This window comes from Aeromicrobium panaciterrae (assembly GCF_031457275.1).
Taxonomy (GTDB): domain Bacteria; phylum Actinomycetota; class Actinomycetes; order Propionibacteriales; family Nocardioidaceae; genus Aeromicrobium; species Aeromicrobium panaciterrae_A.
In genome coordinates this window covers 1970682-1984381 of sequence record NZ_JAVDWH010000001.1, presented here as the reverse complement: position 1 = coordinate 1984381, position 13700 = coordinate 1970682, and the positions used below count along the sequence as shown (strand labels likewise).

The 13700-nt window shown below is 64.0% G+C and carries 15 protein-coding genes; 10 read left to right on the top strand and 5 right to left on the bottom strand.

Annotated features, from left to right (window positions below):
• Positions 1-1224: a pyridoxal phosphate-dependent aminotransferase gene (locus tag J2X11_RS10105; RefSeq protein ID WP_309970240.1), complete on the top strand. Its 1224-nt coding sequence runs from the start codon at positions 1-3 to the stop codon at positions 1222-1224.
• Here J2X11_RS10105 and J2X11_RS10100 read toward each other — a convergent pair whose 3' ends face one another.
• On the bottom strand, positions 1225-1626 hold the full coding sequence (locus tag J2X11_RS10100) for an iron chaperone (RefSeq protein WP_309970237.1): 402 nt from the start codon (positions 1624-1626) through the stop codon (positions 1225-1227). It lies immediately after the preceding gene.
• A gap of 125 nt (positions 1627-1751) precedes the next feature.
• Between J2X11_RS10100 and dnaE the strand changes: the two genes are divergently transcribed.
• Together dnaE and J2X11_RS10090 are read left to right on the top strand one after the other, a co-directional pair.
• Positions 1752-5282, top strand: a complete 3531-nt coding sequence (dnaE, locus tag J2X11_RS10095; RefSeq protein ID WP_309970231.1) for a DNA polymerase III subunit alpha — start codon at positions 1752-1754, stop codon at positions 5280-5282.
• The gene (locus J2X11_RS10090) at positions 5279-5788 is read left to right on the top strand and encodes a hypothetical protein (RefSeq protein ID WP_309970229.1); all 510 of its coding nucleotides are present in this window, start codon (positions 5279-5281) and stop codon (positions 5786-5788) included. Before dnaE ends, J2X11_RS10090 begins: the two co-directional genes overlap by 4 nt.
• On the opposite strand, the gene ybaK is transcribed toward J2X11_RS10090, so the two are convergent.
• The gene (gene ybaK / locus J2X11_RS10085; protein WP_396127855.1) at positions 5785-6276 is read right to left on the bottom strand and encodes a Cys-tRNA(Pro) deacylase; all 492 of its coding nucleotides are present in this window, start codon (positions 6274-6276) and stop codon (positions 5785-5787) included. The two genes, J2X11_RS10090 and ybaK, sit on opposite strands and share 4 nt — an antisense overlap.
• Positions 6277-6302: 26 nt before the next feature.
• Here ybaK and hisD point away from each other — a divergent pair, with 26 nt between their 5' ends.
• The 6 genes from hisD to J2X11_RS10055 are packed head-to-tail and all read left to right on the top strand — an operon-like array spanning position 6303 to position 11206.
• Complete coding sequence (gene hisD / locus J2X11_RS10080; RefSeq protein ID WP_309972333.1) at positions 6303-7619, top strand: histidinol dehydrogenase; 1317 nt, start codon at positions 6303-6305, stop codon at positions 7617-7619.
• Positions 7620-7621: 2 nt separating this feature from the next.
• On the top strand, positions 7622-8698 hold the full coding sequence (locus J2X11_RS10075; RefSeq protein ID WP_309970226.1) for a histidinol-phosphate transaminase: 1077 nt from the start codon (positions 7622-7624) through the stop codon (positions 8696-8698).
• On the top strand, positions 8695-9294 hold the full coding sequence (gene hisB / locus J2X11_RS10070) for an imidazoleglycerol-phosphate dehydratase HisB (protein WP_309970224.1): 600 nt from the start codon (positions 8695-8697) through the stop codon (positions 9292-9294). The genes J2X11_RS10075 and hisB overlap by 4 nt, the downstream gene beginning before the upstream one ends.
• Complete coding sequence (gene hisH / locus J2X11_RS10065; protein ID WP_309970222.1) at positions 9291-9932, top strand: imidazole glycerol phosphate synthase subunit HisH; 642 nt, start codon at positions 9291-9293, stop codon at positions 9930-9932. The genes hisB and hisH overlap by 4 nt, the downstream gene beginning before the upstream one ends.
• A 23-nt stretch (positions 9933-9955) precedes the next feature.
• Positions 9956-10681, top strand: coding sequence for a bifunctional 1-(5-phosphoribosyl)-5-((5-phosphoribosylamino)methylideneamino)imidazole-4-carboxamide isomerase/phosphoribosylanthranilate isomerase PriA (priA, locus tag J2X11_RS10060; protein ID WP_309970220.1), 726 nt, complete (start codon positions 9956-9958; stop codon positions 10679-10681).
• A gap of 3 nt (positions 10682-10684) precedes the next feature.
• On the top strand, positions 10685-11206 hold the full coding sequence (locus J2X11_RS10055) for a DUF1707 SHOCT-like domain-containing protein (RefSeq protein WP_309970217.1): 522 nt from the start codon (positions 10685-10687) through the stop codon (positions 11204-11206).
• Here J2X11_RS10055 and J2X11_RS10050 read toward each other — a convergent pair.
• The 3 genes from J2X11_RS10050 to J2X11_RS10040 are packed head-to-tail and all read right to left on the bottom strand — an operon-like array spanning position 11203 to position 12798.
• Positions 11203-11550 (bottom strand): hypothetical protein, encoded by a 348-nt coding sequence (locus J2X11_RS10050; protein ID WP_309970215.1) that lies wholly within the window; start codon positions 11548-11550, stop codon positions 11203-11205. The two genes, J2X11_RS10055 and J2X11_RS10050, sit on opposite strands and share 4 nt — an antisense overlap.
• A 4-nt stretch (positions 11551-11554) precedes the next feature.
• Complete coding sequence (locus tag J2X11_RS10045) at positions 11555-12148, bottom strand: hypothetical protein (protein ID WP_309970214.1); 594 nt, start codon at positions 12146-12148, stop codon at positions 11555-11557.
• Positions 12148-12798 carry a hypothetical protein gene (locus J2X11_RS10040; RefSeq protein WP_309970213.1) on the bottom strand — a complete coding sequence of 217 codons (651 nt, stop codon included), beginning with the start codon at positions 12796-12798 and terminating at the stop codon, positions 12148-12150. Before J2X11_RS10040 ends, J2X11_RS10045 begins: the two co-directional genes overlap by 1 nt.
• 50 nt (positions 12799-12848) lie before the next feature.
• Between J2X11_RS10040 and hisF the strand changes: the two genes are divergently transcribed.
• Complete coding sequence (hisF, locus tag J2X11_RS10035) at positions 12849-13610, top strand: imidazole glycerol phosphate synthase subunit HisF (protein ID WP_309970212.1); 762 nt, start codon at positions 12849-12851, stop codon at positions 13608-13610.
• The last annotated feature ends 90 nt before the right edge of the window (positions 13611-13700 follow it).

Genomic DNA, 13700 nt, shown 5'->3' with positions numbered 1-13700 from the left:
ATGACCCAGATCGTGCGCCAGTCCGAGAAGTTGCGTGATGTCTTGTACGACATCCGCGGACCCGTCAACGCACGAGCGGCCGCCATGGAGGCCGCAGGCGAGCGAATTCTCAAGCTCAACATCGGCAATCCGCAGCCTTTCGGCTTCGACGCACCGGCCGAGATCCTGCAGGACGTCATCGCCGGACTGCCCACTGCGCAGGGCTATTCGGACTCGCGCGGCATCCAGTCGGCTCGCCGCGCTGTCGTGCACCACTACCAACTCCAAGAGGGCTTCCCCGTCATCGACATCGACGACGTGTGGCTGGGCAACGGCGTCTCCGAGCTGATCCAGATGGCGCTGCAGGCGCTGCTCGACAACGGCGACGAAGTGCTGATCCCCGTACCCGACTACCCGCTGTGGACTGCGGTCACCAACCTGGCCGGCGGCGTGCCAGTGCACTACCGCTGCGACGAGGCCAATGGCTGGAATCCGGACATCGCCGACCTCGAGTCCAAGATCACCGATCGCACCAAGGTCATCGTCGTCATCAACCCCAACAACCCGACGGGTGCGGTCTACACCCGCGAGACGCTGACGGCGATCGCTGACCTGGCTCGCAAGCACAACCTTGTTCTGATGTCTGACGAGATCTACGACAAGATCCTGTACGACGACGCCGTCCACATCCCGATGGCCAGCATCGCCCCGGACGTTCTCACACTGACGTTCAACGGGCTGTCGAAGGCATACCGGGTCTGCGGCTACCGCGCCGGCTGGCTTGTCGCCACGGGCCCGCTCAAGGAAGCCAACGACTACCTCGAGGGCATCACGCTGCTCGCCTCAATGCGGCTGTGCCCCAACGTGCCGGCGCAGAACGCGATCCAGGTCGCGCTCGGCGGTTACCAGTCGATCAAGGAACTGATCCTGCCTGGCGGTCGGCTGCTTGAGCAGCGCGACACCGCGGTCAATGAGCTGCGCAAGATCCCGGGTGTCAGTGTCGTCAGCCCGCGTGGCGCGTTGTACGTGTTCCCGCGGCTCGACCCCGAGGTCTATCCGATCAAGGACGATCAGCAACTCGTTCTCGACCTGCTGCTGCAGGAAAAGATCCTGCTGACGCAGGGGAGTGGCTTCAACTGGCCCGACCCCGACCACCTGCGCATCGTCACGCTGCCCTGGGCGCGCGACTTGTCGGAGGCCATCCAGCGCATGGGCAACTTCCTGAGCAGCTACCAGCAGGCTTAGTTAGCGCCTTTTGCTCGCTACGTAGTCGGCGGCCTCGTTGACGCGGAATCGTACGATCGCGTCGATCAGGTCGACCGGTAGCGGCTCGTCCAGCGGGAAGCGGATGGCCGACTTGCTGGTCTTGTACGCCGCCAGCTCATCCGAGAACTTCGAGAAGGCTCCAGCGGTGGGGAAGAACGTCAACGACGTGTGCTCAGTGAACCCCGCGAACTGCACAACAACGACACCGTCGGTCTTGTAGGCCGGGATGTTGTAGCTGATCGTCTCCTCGGTCTCGGGTGCTGCGGCGCGGATGATCCGACGCATCTCGACGAGCCGTTCCTCCACGCCGATCAGTGACGCATCGATGTATTCGTCAACGGTCGTGAAGGTCTTCTTCTCGCGGTCCGGGTGCTCGGTCATGTGATCAGTAGAGCGGAGTTGCAGCGGTTCGCCAAACTTCTAGGCGGGTCATCCGAAATGTGTGGGGACTGCCCGACTAGGCTGAAGCTCTTCCCCCCAAAACGCGCCGAGGAGGCAATCTTTCGATGTCGAGCGACTCGCCATTCGTGCACTTGCATGTGCACACGGAGTACTCGATGTTGGACGGTCACGCGTTGCTCGACCCACTGTTCGAGCGCACTGCAGAGCTAGGAATGTCTGCAATTGCAATGACCGATCACGGCAACCTCCACGGTGCGTACGACTTCTGGGCCAAGGGTCGACAGCACGGGGTCAAGCCGATCATCGGCATGGAGGCCTACCTCGCGCCCAACATCTCGCGCCACGAAAAGAAGGCCGTGCAGTGGAACAAGGGCGGCGAGGACGACATCTCGGGTCGCGGTGCCTACACGCACATGACGCTGCTGTCGGAGTCCACTGAGGGCATGCACAACCTGTTCCGCATCGCCTCCTATGCCAGCCTCGAAGGCCAGTACCGCAAGCCTCGCGCTGACCGTGAACTGCTGCAGCAATACGGCAAGGGCATCATCGCCACGACCGGCTGCCCGTCCGGCGAAATCCAGACCTGGTTGCGCATTGGCAACTACGAGAAGGCCCGTGCTTCGGCCGCCGAGTTCCAGGACATCTTCGGCAAGGAGAACTTCTTCCTCGAGCTGATGGAGCACGGTCTCGAGATCGAGGCCCGCGTACGCGACGGCCTACTCAAGCTCAAAGCCGACCTTGGTCTCCCGGTCATCGCCACCAACGACTCGCACTACGTCTCGCCCGAGGATGTCGAGGCTCACGATGCGCTGCTTTGTATCGGCACCGGCACGACTTTGGGCGATCCCAAGCGGTTCAAGCTCGACGGCGGCGGCTACTACATCAAGTCCGCCAAGGAGATGCGTGATCTCTGGGAAGACCGCTTCGACCTCAAAGAAGCCTGCGACAACACCCTGCTGATCGCCGAGCGCTGCAATGTCGAGTTCGCCGAGTCCAACGGTGGCTACATGGCGCGCTTCGAGGTGCCTGCTGGCGAGACCGAGGAGAGCTGGTTCGTCAAGGAAGTCTGGAAGGGCGTCGAGTCGCGCTACCCCGGCGATGCGCTCACTCCCGAGGTGCGGGCACGTACCGAGTACGAGCTCGAGGTCGTCCGCGACAAGGGCTACTGCGGCTACTACCTAGTGGTCGCCGACTTCATCAACTGGGCCAAGGACAACGGCATTCGCGTCGGACCGGGGCGCGGTTCCGGAGCCGGTTCGATCGCCGCGTACGCGCTGCGGATCACCGACCTGTGCCCGCTGACTCACGGCCTGATCTTCGAGCGCTTCCTCAACCCGGAGCGTCCGTCGATGCCTGACTTCGACATCGACTTCGACGAGCGTCGCCGCGGCGAGGTCATCCGCTACGTCAGCAACAAGTACGGCGAAGAGCGCGTCGCCCAGATCGCGACGTTCGGTCGACTCAAGGCGAAGGCAGCCATCAAGGACGCCAACCGGGTGCTCGACTACCCGTTCGCGATGGGCGACCGGATCACCAGAACGCTGCCGCCCGACATCATGGGCAAAGGTGTCGCGCTCAAGGACATCTTCGACAAGACCAACAAGCGCTACGGCGATGGAGCCGAGTTCCGGGCGCTGCACGAGGCGGACGCCGAGGTCCGCAAGATCTACGAGACCGCACTCGGTCTTGAAGGGCAGATCCGCCAGTGGGGCGTGCACGCCGCTGGCGTCATCATGTCGAGCGATCCACTGATCGACATCATCCCGATCATGAAGCGCGACCAGGATGGCGCGGTCATCACGCAGTTCGACTACCCCATGTGCGAGGCGCTCGGGCTGGTCAAGATGGACTTCCTCGGCCTTCGCAACCTCACGGTGCTCGACGATGCACTCGTCAACATCAAGCGCAATCGCGACATCGACCTGGTGCTCGAGGACCTCACATTCGATGACCCGGCGACCTACGAGCTGCTGTCGCGTGGCGACACGCTCGGCGTTTTCCAGCTCGACGGTGGTCCGATGCGCGCGCTGCTACGCAGTATGAAGCCCGACAAGTTCGAGGACATCTCGGCTGTCGGCGCGCTCTACCGACCCGGCCCGATGGGCGCCGATTCGCACAACAAGTACGCGCACCGCAAGAACGGTCGGGAGCCGATCGACCCGATCCACCCGGAGCTCGAGAAGCCACTCGAGAAGGTGCTTGGCGAGACGTACGGCCTGATTGTCTATCAGGAGCAGGTGATGGAGATCGCCCAGGTGCTGGCCGGTTTCAGCCTCGGTCAAGCCGACAACCTGCGGCGCGCGATGGGCAAGAAGAAGAAGTCCGAGCTCGACAAGCTCTATGCAGGCTTCGAAGCAGGCATGTTCGAGCGCGGCTACTCCGCCAAGGCGGTCAAGACGCTGTGGGAGATCCTGGTCCCATTCTCGGACTACGCGTTCAACAAGGCGCACTCGGCTGCCTATGGCGTCATCTCCTACTGGACCGCCTACCTCAAGGCCAACTTCCCAGCCGAATACATGGCAGCGCTGCTGACCAGCACCCGGGTCGACAAGGACAAGTCGGCGATCTACCTCAACGAGTGCCGCCGTATGGGCATCAAGGTGCTCCCGCCTGATGTCAACGAGTCCGTGTCCAACTTCGCCTCGGTCGGCCAAGACATCCGCTTCGGTCTCGGAGCCATCCGCAACATCGGCGAGCATGTGGTCGCTGGCATCGTCGAGGCCCGCACGGAGGGCGGTCTCTACGCAGACTTCGCCGACTTCCTCGACAAGGTTCCAACGCATGTCTGCAACAAGCGCGTTCTCGACTCGTTGATCAGAGCCGGTGCCTTCGACTCGCTGGGTCACCGCCGCCGAGCACTCGTGTCGATCGCCGAAGAGGCCGTCGACCAACACATCGACCTCAAGCGCAACGCCGCTATCGGTCAGGACTCGCTCTTCGGTGGCCTGGATGACGAGTTCACCGGCGTCACCGTGACCGTGCCGATGATGCCCGAATGGGACAAGACTCAGCTGCTGGCGTACGAGCGCGACATGTTGGGCCTCTACGTCTCCGACCACCCGCTGCAAGGACTCGAGCATGTGCTCAAGGCGAGCAGTGATTGCACGGTCGGTGAGCTGCTCACAGACACCGAGCGGGACGACGGCAGCACCGTACGCATCTGCGGTCTGATCACGGGAGTTCAGCGCCGCATGAGCAAGAAGGGTGACAGCTGGGCGTCGATCACCCTCGAGGATCTCGAGGGCGGCATTGAGGTCATGGTCTTCCCAGGCGCCTATCAGCTGGCCGTTCCGGTGTTGGTTCCCGACACGATCGTGGTCGTCAGGGGACGCATACGGCGCAAGGATGACGGCATCGAAGTCAACGCCCTCGAAGTCACCTTGCCGGCGCTGGGTGATGGTCGTCCTGACACGCCGCTGCAGGTCAGCCTCCCCGTTGCTCGTTGCACCGCCGACACGATCGCCTCGTTCAAGCAGGTTCTGGCGGCGCATCCCGGTACGTCCGAGGTTCACCTACGACTGCTCGGCAACGGTTCGACCAAGGTCATGCGACTCGACGACTCCCTGCGGGTTGCGCACTCGTCGTCACTGATCGCCGATCTCAAAGAGCTGTTGGGTCCCCATTGCCTGTCGTGAAGCCAATCTCCTTGAAGAAGTTGTGGATCTCCGTTCTCGCAATGCTCCTGCTGGGTGTTGCGACGGGTGCCGTCTGGCAGTGGCAGGCCAAGCCGGCCGAATGGGAAGTGCGTTCCGACGGCAGCATCGTGCTGACTGAGATCGCTGCCCGCGATCAGTTCGGGGTCATCGTGGTGTTCGTCATCGCCGGAGCGATTGTGTCGCTGATCTGGGGCTTTGCGGCCACTTTTGCGCTGCGCGACCTCGGTTGGCGCCTCACACCGTTCGTGATCCTCACGACTCTGGTCGCCGCCGTGATCGCCTGGCAGGTGGGAGTGGCACTGGGTCCGGAAGGACCGCGGGCCGCCGTCGATCCGAGCGTCGGCGACCTCTTGCCATCCAAGCTCGAGATCGACAGCATTCCGCCATTTGTGGCGTGGCCGCTCTTCGGCATGCTCGGCGTCGTGTTGTCGACCTGGATGAGCAAAGAAGAGGCTCCCGAACACGTCGGAGCCTACGAGCTCTAACGCGCGAGTCGAGCCACCACGGCCGATGTCACGCGTACGAGATCGGCGGGGTCGAGTTCGGCCTCAAGCCCACGGCGCCCACCTGAGACGAACACGGTCGGCCACTTGGCGGACGAGCGGTCGATGACCGTCGGGTGCTGACGCTTCTGGCCGAACGGCGAGATGCCTCCGATGACGTAACCCGTGGCCCGTTGGGCTTGCGCTGCATCGGCCATCTGCGCCTTCTTGCCACCTAGTGCCTCGGCCAAAGCCTTCAGATCAAGCGAGCCCATGACAGGCACGATGCCGACGCACAGCTTGCCGTCGACGAGCGCCATCAGAGTCTTGAAGACGCGCCCCGGGTCGACGCCCAAGGCCTCCGCAGCCTCCATGCCGAACGAGTCAGCGCGCGGGTCGTGGGTGTACGAGTGCGTCGTGAACGCGACATCGGCTCGGTGGAGCGCGACAAAGGCCGGCGTCGCATCATTGGGCTTCACGTTGGCTCCCACACCTTCACCATAGACTTGCCGACGTGATGCGCCGCCTCGATGCGAGGAAACTCAGTCCAACCCCCGACGAAAGTCAGGGGGTCTATCGCGCTGCCGTCCCGCGCGCGGCGCTCGACGTTGAGCAGGCGCTCGCGACGATCCGTCCGATCTGCGATGACGTTCGCGATCGAGGGGTCGAAGCCGTGCTCGATGCCGGTGAGAAATTCGACGGCGTTCGGCCCGTTGACCTCAGGGTGTCGGCCGCAGCATTGACCGATGCGCTCGCCGGTCTCGACCCCGACGTGCGGGTCGCGCTCGAAGAATCCGTACGCCGCCTCCGCCAGACCTGTGAGGCCGAGCTCGAGCAGACCATCGTGAGCGATGTCGCACCAGGAGCTGCGGTCGAGCGCCGCATCGTGCCCATGCAGCGAGTCGGGCTCTACGTTCCGGGCGGTCTCGCCCCACTCGTGAGCACCGTTGTCATGAATGCCGTGCCGGCGCAGGTTGCAGGCGTACCGGGAATCGCATTGGCGAGCCCTCCGCAGAAGGAGTTCGGCGGACTGCCGCACCCCACGATCCTTGCTGCGTGCGCACTGCTTGGCATCGACGAGGTCTACGCGGCCGGCGGAGCCCAGGCGCTCGCCATGTTCGCGTACGGCGCAGGGGAGTGCCGGGCGGTCAACCTGATCACCGGCCCCGGCAACATCTACGTCGCAGCCGCCAAACGTCACCTGCAGAGCATCGTGAGCATCGATGCGGAAGCCGGTCCCACCGAGATCGCAATCATCGCCGATGACACGGCCGACGCTGCGTTTGTCGCAGCTGACCTGATCAGCCAGGCAGAGCACGACCCGATGGCGGCCAGTGTCCTGATCACGGACAGCGAGGCCCTCGCCGGTCAGGTCGAGCTCGAGCTGGAGTCGCAGGTTGCTGTCGCCAAGCACGCCGAGCGCATTCGTACATCGCTCACGGGCCAGCAGTCGGCGACTGTCCTCGTACGCGATATCGACCAAGCTGTCGATGTCGCCAACGCGTACGCCGCCGAGCACCTCGAGATCCAGACGGCTGACGCCGACGCGGTGGCTGAACGCATCGTCAACGCAGGTGCCATCTTCGTCGGCTCCCACACTCCGGTGTCGCTCGGCGACTATGCGGCTGGCTCCAATCACGTTCTGCCGACCGCTGGCTGCGCCTGCCACTCGTCGGGCTTGTCGGTCCGCGCGTTCTGCCGCAACATGCACGTCGTCACCTACTCGGCCGATGCCCTGCGCGAGGTCGGCGATCACGTCGTTGCGCTCGCGGAGGCGGAGAATCTTCCGTCGCACGGCACTGCCGTGTCGATCCGCACCTCTCGGGACTCGTAGTCATGCCCGTTCCCGAGTGGGTGCCGATTCGTGACGACCTACGCGGCTACGAGCCGTACGGCGCGCCGCAGATCCCAGATGTCATCAACCTCAACGTCAACGAGAACCCCTACGCTCCCAGCGCTGAGGTTGCTGCTGACATTGCGGAAGCCGTTCGCATCGCTGCGGGCGGGCTCAATCGCTATCCCGACCGCGAGGCGACTGCATTGCGCACGGCCCTGGCGGGCTACCTCGGCCACGGCCTGACCGCTGATCGCGTGTGGGCGGCCAATGGCTCCAATGAGGTCATGTTGCAGGTCCTGCAGGCGTTTGGCGGCCCGGGACGCACGGCGCTGTCGTTTGCGCCGACGTACTCGATGTATCCCGAATACGCCCGCGACACCCACACGCGCTGGGTCACCGGGACACGCGAAGAAGATTTCACGATCGACCTCGACCGTGCACTCAAACTGATCGAGGCCGAGCAGCCCGATGTCGTCCTGTTGACGTCACCCAACAACCCGACAGGCACAGCGCTGCCGCTCGATGCTGTGCGAGCCGTCATGGAGGTTGCGCCGGGAGTTGTCGTGGTCGACGAGGCGTACGCGGAGTTCCGTCGCGCCGGCACGCCGACAGCGCTTGAAGTACTCGATGAATTCCCGCGCCTGTTGGTCTCACGCACGATGAGCAAGGCGTTCGCGCTCGCTGGAGGACGCCTCGGCTACGTCGCAGCAGATGCGGCCATCATCGATGCTCTTCGCATCGTCCGACTGCCGTATCACCTGTCCGCGGTCACACAGGCCGTCGCGATCACAGCGCTCGCCCACAGCGACGAATTGCTCGCACGAGTGGACGAAATCCGTACGTCCAGAGACGAGCTCGCAGCGTGGTTGAAGGACGAGGGTCACGAGGTGGCCGAGTCCGACGCGAACTTCATTCTGTTCGGCACTTTCGCCGATCGACACGCCATTTGGCAGGGCTTGGTCGACCGCGGCGTCCTGATACGGGAGACTGGACCTGAAGGATGGTTGCGCGTGTCAGTCGGCACGCCAGCCGAAAACGCCGTTTTCCGACAATCACTACAGGAGGTGACCCGATGACGCGCACTGCTCGAATCGAACGGAAGACCTCTGAGTCGCATGTCGTCGTCGAGGTTGATCTCGACGGAACTGGCGTCAGTGACATCTCGACAGGTGTGGGTTTTTACGACCACATGCTGACGGCTTTTTCGCGTCACTCGCTGATCGACCTGACCGTACGGTCTGAAGGCGACATCCACATCGACGCGCACCACACGGTCGAAGACACCGCGATCTGCTTGGGTCAGGCACTCCGCGAGGCACTCGGCGACAAGATCGGCATTCGCCGCTACGGCGACGCGCTCGTGCCGCTCGACGAGTCCATCGCGCAGGCGGTCGTCGACGTCTCAGGACGCCCTTACTTCGTGCACAGCGGTGAGCCTGATCGTCAGATCACGGCGATCATCGGTGGCCAGTACACCGGTGCGCTCACCGGACACGTCTTTGAGTCGATCGCGCACCACGCTGCGATCACGCTGCACGTACGCCTGCTGGACGGGCGCGATCCGCACCACATCGCGGAAGCGCAGTTCAAGGCCGTCGCACGTGCCCTGCGTGACGCTGTCGCGATCGATCCTCGCGAGTCAGGCATTCCGAGCACCAAGGGTGCGCTTTGACTGGTCGGCGCCCTCGCGTCGCTGTCCTTGACTACGGTTCCGGCAATCTTCGATCCGCCATGCGCGCGGTCGAACGTGCTGGAGCCGATGCCGAGCTGACAAGCGACGCGAAGGTGGCCGCTGAAGCGGACGGTTTGCTGGTGCCGGGCGTCGGCGCGTACGCGGCGTGCATGGCCGGTCTGGTCGGCGTCGACGGCGTTCGCATCATCGAGCGGCGCCTCATCGCGTCGCGTCCGGTCCTGGGCATCTGCGTCGGTATGCAGGTGCTGTTTGGCGAGGGCATCGAGCACGGCGTACGAACTGAGGGTTGCGGTGAGTGGCCCGGAGTCGTGGAGCGCCTGCAGGCACCGATCGTGCCGCACATGGGATGGAACACGGTTGAGCCGGGTGAGGGCACACAGATGTTCTCGGGCATCGAGGACGAGCGGTTCTACTTCGTGCATTCCTACGGGGTGCGGGACTGGGTTCTGTCGCAGCCGCCTGCCCTCAAGCCACCGGCAGTCACCTGGACCGACTACGGCAACGACCGCTTCGTTTCGGCGGTCGAGCACGGTCCGTTGTGGGCAACGCAGTTCCACCCGGAGAAGTCCGGCGACGCCGGTGCACAGCTGCTACGCAACTGGCTCGCAACTCTCTGAGCCCCCACCGATACGCTGCTCCGGTGACTCTCGAACTTCTTCCCGCCGTTGACGTTGCCGATGGCCAGGCCGTGCGCCTGGTTCAGGGTGAGCTCGGCAGCGAGACCTCCTACGGATCCCCGCTCGACGCTGCCCTTCAGTGGCAGACCGATGGCGCAGAGTGGATCCACCTCGTCGACCTCGACGCGGCCTTCGGCACCGGCTCCAACCGTGAACTGCTCGCCGACGTCGTCGGACGTCTCGACGTCAAAGTCGAGCTCTCGGGCGGTATCCGTGACGATGCGTCGCTCAAGGCGGCGCTTGCGACCGGTTGCACCCGCGTCAACCTCGGCACCGCTGCCCTCGAGGACCCGGAGTGGTGCGCCCAGGCGATCGCCACGTACGGCGACCAGATCGCCGTGGGACTCGACGTACGCGGTCACACACTTGCAGCCCGTGGTTGGACGCAGGAGGGTGGCAACCTGTTCGAGGTACTCGAGCGTCTGGAGCGTGACGGATGCGAGCGGTACGTCGTCACGGACGTGACCAAGGACGGCACCCTGACCGGCCCCAACCTCGAGCTACTCCGCCAGGTGTGTGCGGCGACCGACAAGCCTGTGGTGGCGTCCGGCGGTGTCTCCAGCCTTGATGACCTGCGAGCGATCGCCGGATTGACCGGAATCGGCGTCGAGGGCAGCATCGTCGGCAAAGCGCTGTATGCCGGTGCGTTCACGTTGCCGGAGGCGCTCACCGCTGTGAAAGAGGTCTAAACCGTGACGGCATCGGACGACATCTGGTCGACGTTCTCGGCTGATCCGCGGGTGTCGACAACGCTCAAGGCGACCGATGCTGACCGTGATGCCCTTGGTGCCGTCCTGCGGGAGGCCTTCGCTGACGGTCGCCTGACCTTGACTGAGTACGACAAGCGAGTCGATGTGGCGCTTGCAGTGGGCACGCTCGGCGAAGTGCACGAGCTCATTGCTGATCTGGTCGCTGCCGCTGACGACTTCACACCCAACCCCGTCGCGCTGGACGTACAGCCCAAAGCCGTCGTGAAGTACGGTCGCGAGCTCCGGAACGCGCGCAACCGCTTCCTGTTCCTGTCGATCGCCTCGACCACGGTCTGGCTGGCGACCAGCCTCGCCGGTGCTCCGTGGTGGGCGATCTGGCCAGTCATCCCAATCGCCGGCTCATGGCTGAGCTACAAGTCGACGCGCGACAACTCAGCGACTCGGATCAAGGACATCGCGGACAACATCGCCGAGACTCGCCGTACGACGCGCGACCTGGACTAGAACCAGCCCTGCGCAACTTCTTTCCAGAACTGAAAACCGCCGTAGACGGTGAGACCAAGCAACGCCGCGGCAAACACGAAGCCGGCAAACACGCCGATCACGACGCCGCCACTGGGCATGCTGTCGTCACGCATGACTGGCGGCAGAGGGATCCGTTGCATGTGCAGCGCGAGGTGCTGTTGATCGCAGTAGCGAAAAGCGAGCTCTTCGCCGCTCACAAGTTCGCTCGGCCGGTCGTCCCACTCGTCTGTATCGACTCGTCGATGGACGCCCACGATGAGCGGCGTATCCGTGCGGGTATCGATGGCAGCGCGACAGTAGTCGCACAGGTATGCGCTCGTCACTCGGTCAGCAGCCGCTGCGCATGAGCTCAGGCGCGTTGCCCGAGGTGACCTCCATGAACGTCACCTTGGAGACCGGCCTGACCGAGTCGACCGTGGTGTCGCCGAACAGGAACCCGATGTGATCGTCGCCGAGGGTGTGGATCACGCCAGCCTGACCAAAGCCGAGTTCGGCAGGTTCTGACACCTCGGGGTAGGCGGCCTGGATTTCAGCGAGCGTGCTGCCGACACCGACACCGGCCGAGGTCTTGGGGCCGCCCTCGCGCACACCGAGCGACGTGATGGTGCCGTCCTCGTCGGTGAGTACGTCGACACCGTCGTACTGCTTCTTCCATTGCAGCTCGAAGGTGCATCCCGCGACGCCCTTGACGTCGGCATCGAACATCCCTGTCGCGACGGCTTGTTCCTTGGTGATGCCGACGCTGACTCCGCCAATGCTGCCTGGACGTACTACGAACTCTGCCGCTTCGGGCGGAGCTGTCGTGGTCGCAGCCGTAGCGCTCGGTGTGGACGTTGTTTCTGAAGCGGTCGGCTCGTCAGAACCGCCGCAGCCAGCCAAAACCAGGATCAGTGCAGCGGCCCCCGCCAATGAGCTCCGCATCAGCAACCGTCCCGGATCAGCTCTGGCTTGTCACCCTTGGTGACCTCCATGAAAATCACCTTCGATGAGTTTGTCGCATCGAAAGCGTTCTCGTTGTACAGGAATCCGAGATAGCGGTCGCCAACGACGACGTAGTTCCCGGACTGGTCGAACCCTGCCTCTTCGACCAGAGTGAGGTCTTCGTACGCAGCCTTGACCTGGCTGAGAGTGCTGCCGACGCCGATGCCTTCCGCCGTCTTGGGGCTGGATTCGCTGATGCCCATCGACGCGATCTTGTCGGAGTCGTCCACGAATACATCGAGACCGGTGCCGAAGGACGGTTTCCATTCCAGCGGGGAGACCCCGCGACAGTCGTCGGGTCCGTGATCCACGTCAACGTTGAACTGTCCGGTGGCGGCGGCCTGAGCCTTCGACATACCGACCTTGGCCGCGCCAACACGACCGGGCGCCACAACGAACGGATCCTCGGCCGGCTCAGATTCGGTCGGTGTTGTGGCGGTGACCGTCGTCGCGCTTGGGGTGGGTGTCGCCGTCGCCTCGGGGGTGTCGTCGTCGCCACCGCGGTTGAGGGCGAACACCAGGACTAGTCCGAAGACCAGAAGCATCGCAATCGCGGCCAGAGTGTGTTTAGCGTTCCATCCAGTCAACATGCGTCGATGCTAGTGAAAATACGGTCCGAGCGGGCAGATACGCTCGTCGGGTGAGTCTTGCCGTTCGTGTGATCCCGTGCCTGGACGTCGACAACGGCCGAGTCGTCAAGGGCGTCAACTTCGTCGATCTGCGCGATGCGGGTGATCCCGTCGAGATGGCCAAGGTCTACGACAGCGAGGGCGCCGACGAGCTGACGTTCCTCGACATCACGGCATCCTCCGACAGCCGCTCGACCACGTACGACGTGGTGGGCCGCACGGCAGACGAGGTTTTCATCCCGCTGACAGTAGGCGGTGGCGTACGCACGCCTGACGACGTCGACCGACTCCTGCGCGCCGGAGCCGACAAGGTCGCGATCAACACGGCCGCTATCGCCCGGCCTGAGGTGGTCGCCGAGATCGCTCAGCGGTTTGGCAACCAGGTGCTGGTGTTGAGTGTCGACGCGCGACGCAGTCCTGATCAGCCAAGCGGCTATGAGGTCACGACTCACGGCGGTCGTACGTCCGCTGGGCTCGATGCTGTGGAGTGGGCTCGTACTGCCTCCGAGATGGGGGCTGGCGAGATCCTGCTCAACTCGATGGACGCCGACGGAACAAAGAATGGCTTCGACCTGGAAATGATTCGGGCGGTCCGCAGCGTTACACAGGTGCCACTGATTGCGAGTGGCGGCGCCGGCCGGCTCGAGCACTTCCCGCAGGCCATTGATGCCGGTGCTGACGCCGTGCTCGCCGCGAGTGTTTTCCACTTCGGCGAGCTGACCATCAGACAGGTGAAAGAGACGTTGCAAGCAGCCGGTCATAGTGTCCGATAGCACGACCGAGACGCCCGACGGCGATCTTGGGTCTGACGACCACAGCCGCATCACGAGGCGGGGCGTGAGCCTGCTCGGACGCGGCATCCG

Coding starts and splice junctions, on each gene's coding strand:
- J2X11_RS10105 (WP_309970240.1), top strand. CDS start 1: ATGACCCAGATCGTGCGCCAGTCCGAGAAGTTGCGTGATGTCTTGTAC.
- J2X11_RS10100 (WP_309970237.1), bottom strand. CDS start 1,626: ATGACCGAGCACCCGGACCGCGAGAAGAAGACCTTCACGACCGTTGAC.
- dnaE (WP_309970231.1), top strand. CDS start 1,752: ATGTCGAGCGACTCGCCATTCGTGCACTTGCATGTGCACACGGAGTAC.
- hisD (WP_309972333.1), top strand. CDS start 6,303: ATGCGCCGCCTCGATGCGAGGAAACTCAGTCCAACCCCCGACGAAAGT.
- J2X11_RS10075 (WP_309970226.1), top strand. CDS start 7,622: ATGCCCGTTCCCGAGTGGGTGCCGATTCGTGACGACCTACGCGGCTAC.
- hisB (WP_309970224.1), top strand. CDS start 8,695: ATGACGCGCACTGCTCGAATCGAACGGAAGACCTCTGAGTCGCATGTC.
- J2X11_RS10045 (WP_309970214.1), bottom strand. CDS start 12,148: ATGCGGAGCTCATTGGCGGGGGCCGCTGCACTGATCCTGGTTTTGGCT.
- J2X11_RS10040 (WP_309970213.1), bottom strand. CDS start 12,798: ATGTTGACTGGATGGAACGCTAAACACACTCTGGCCGCGATTGCGATG.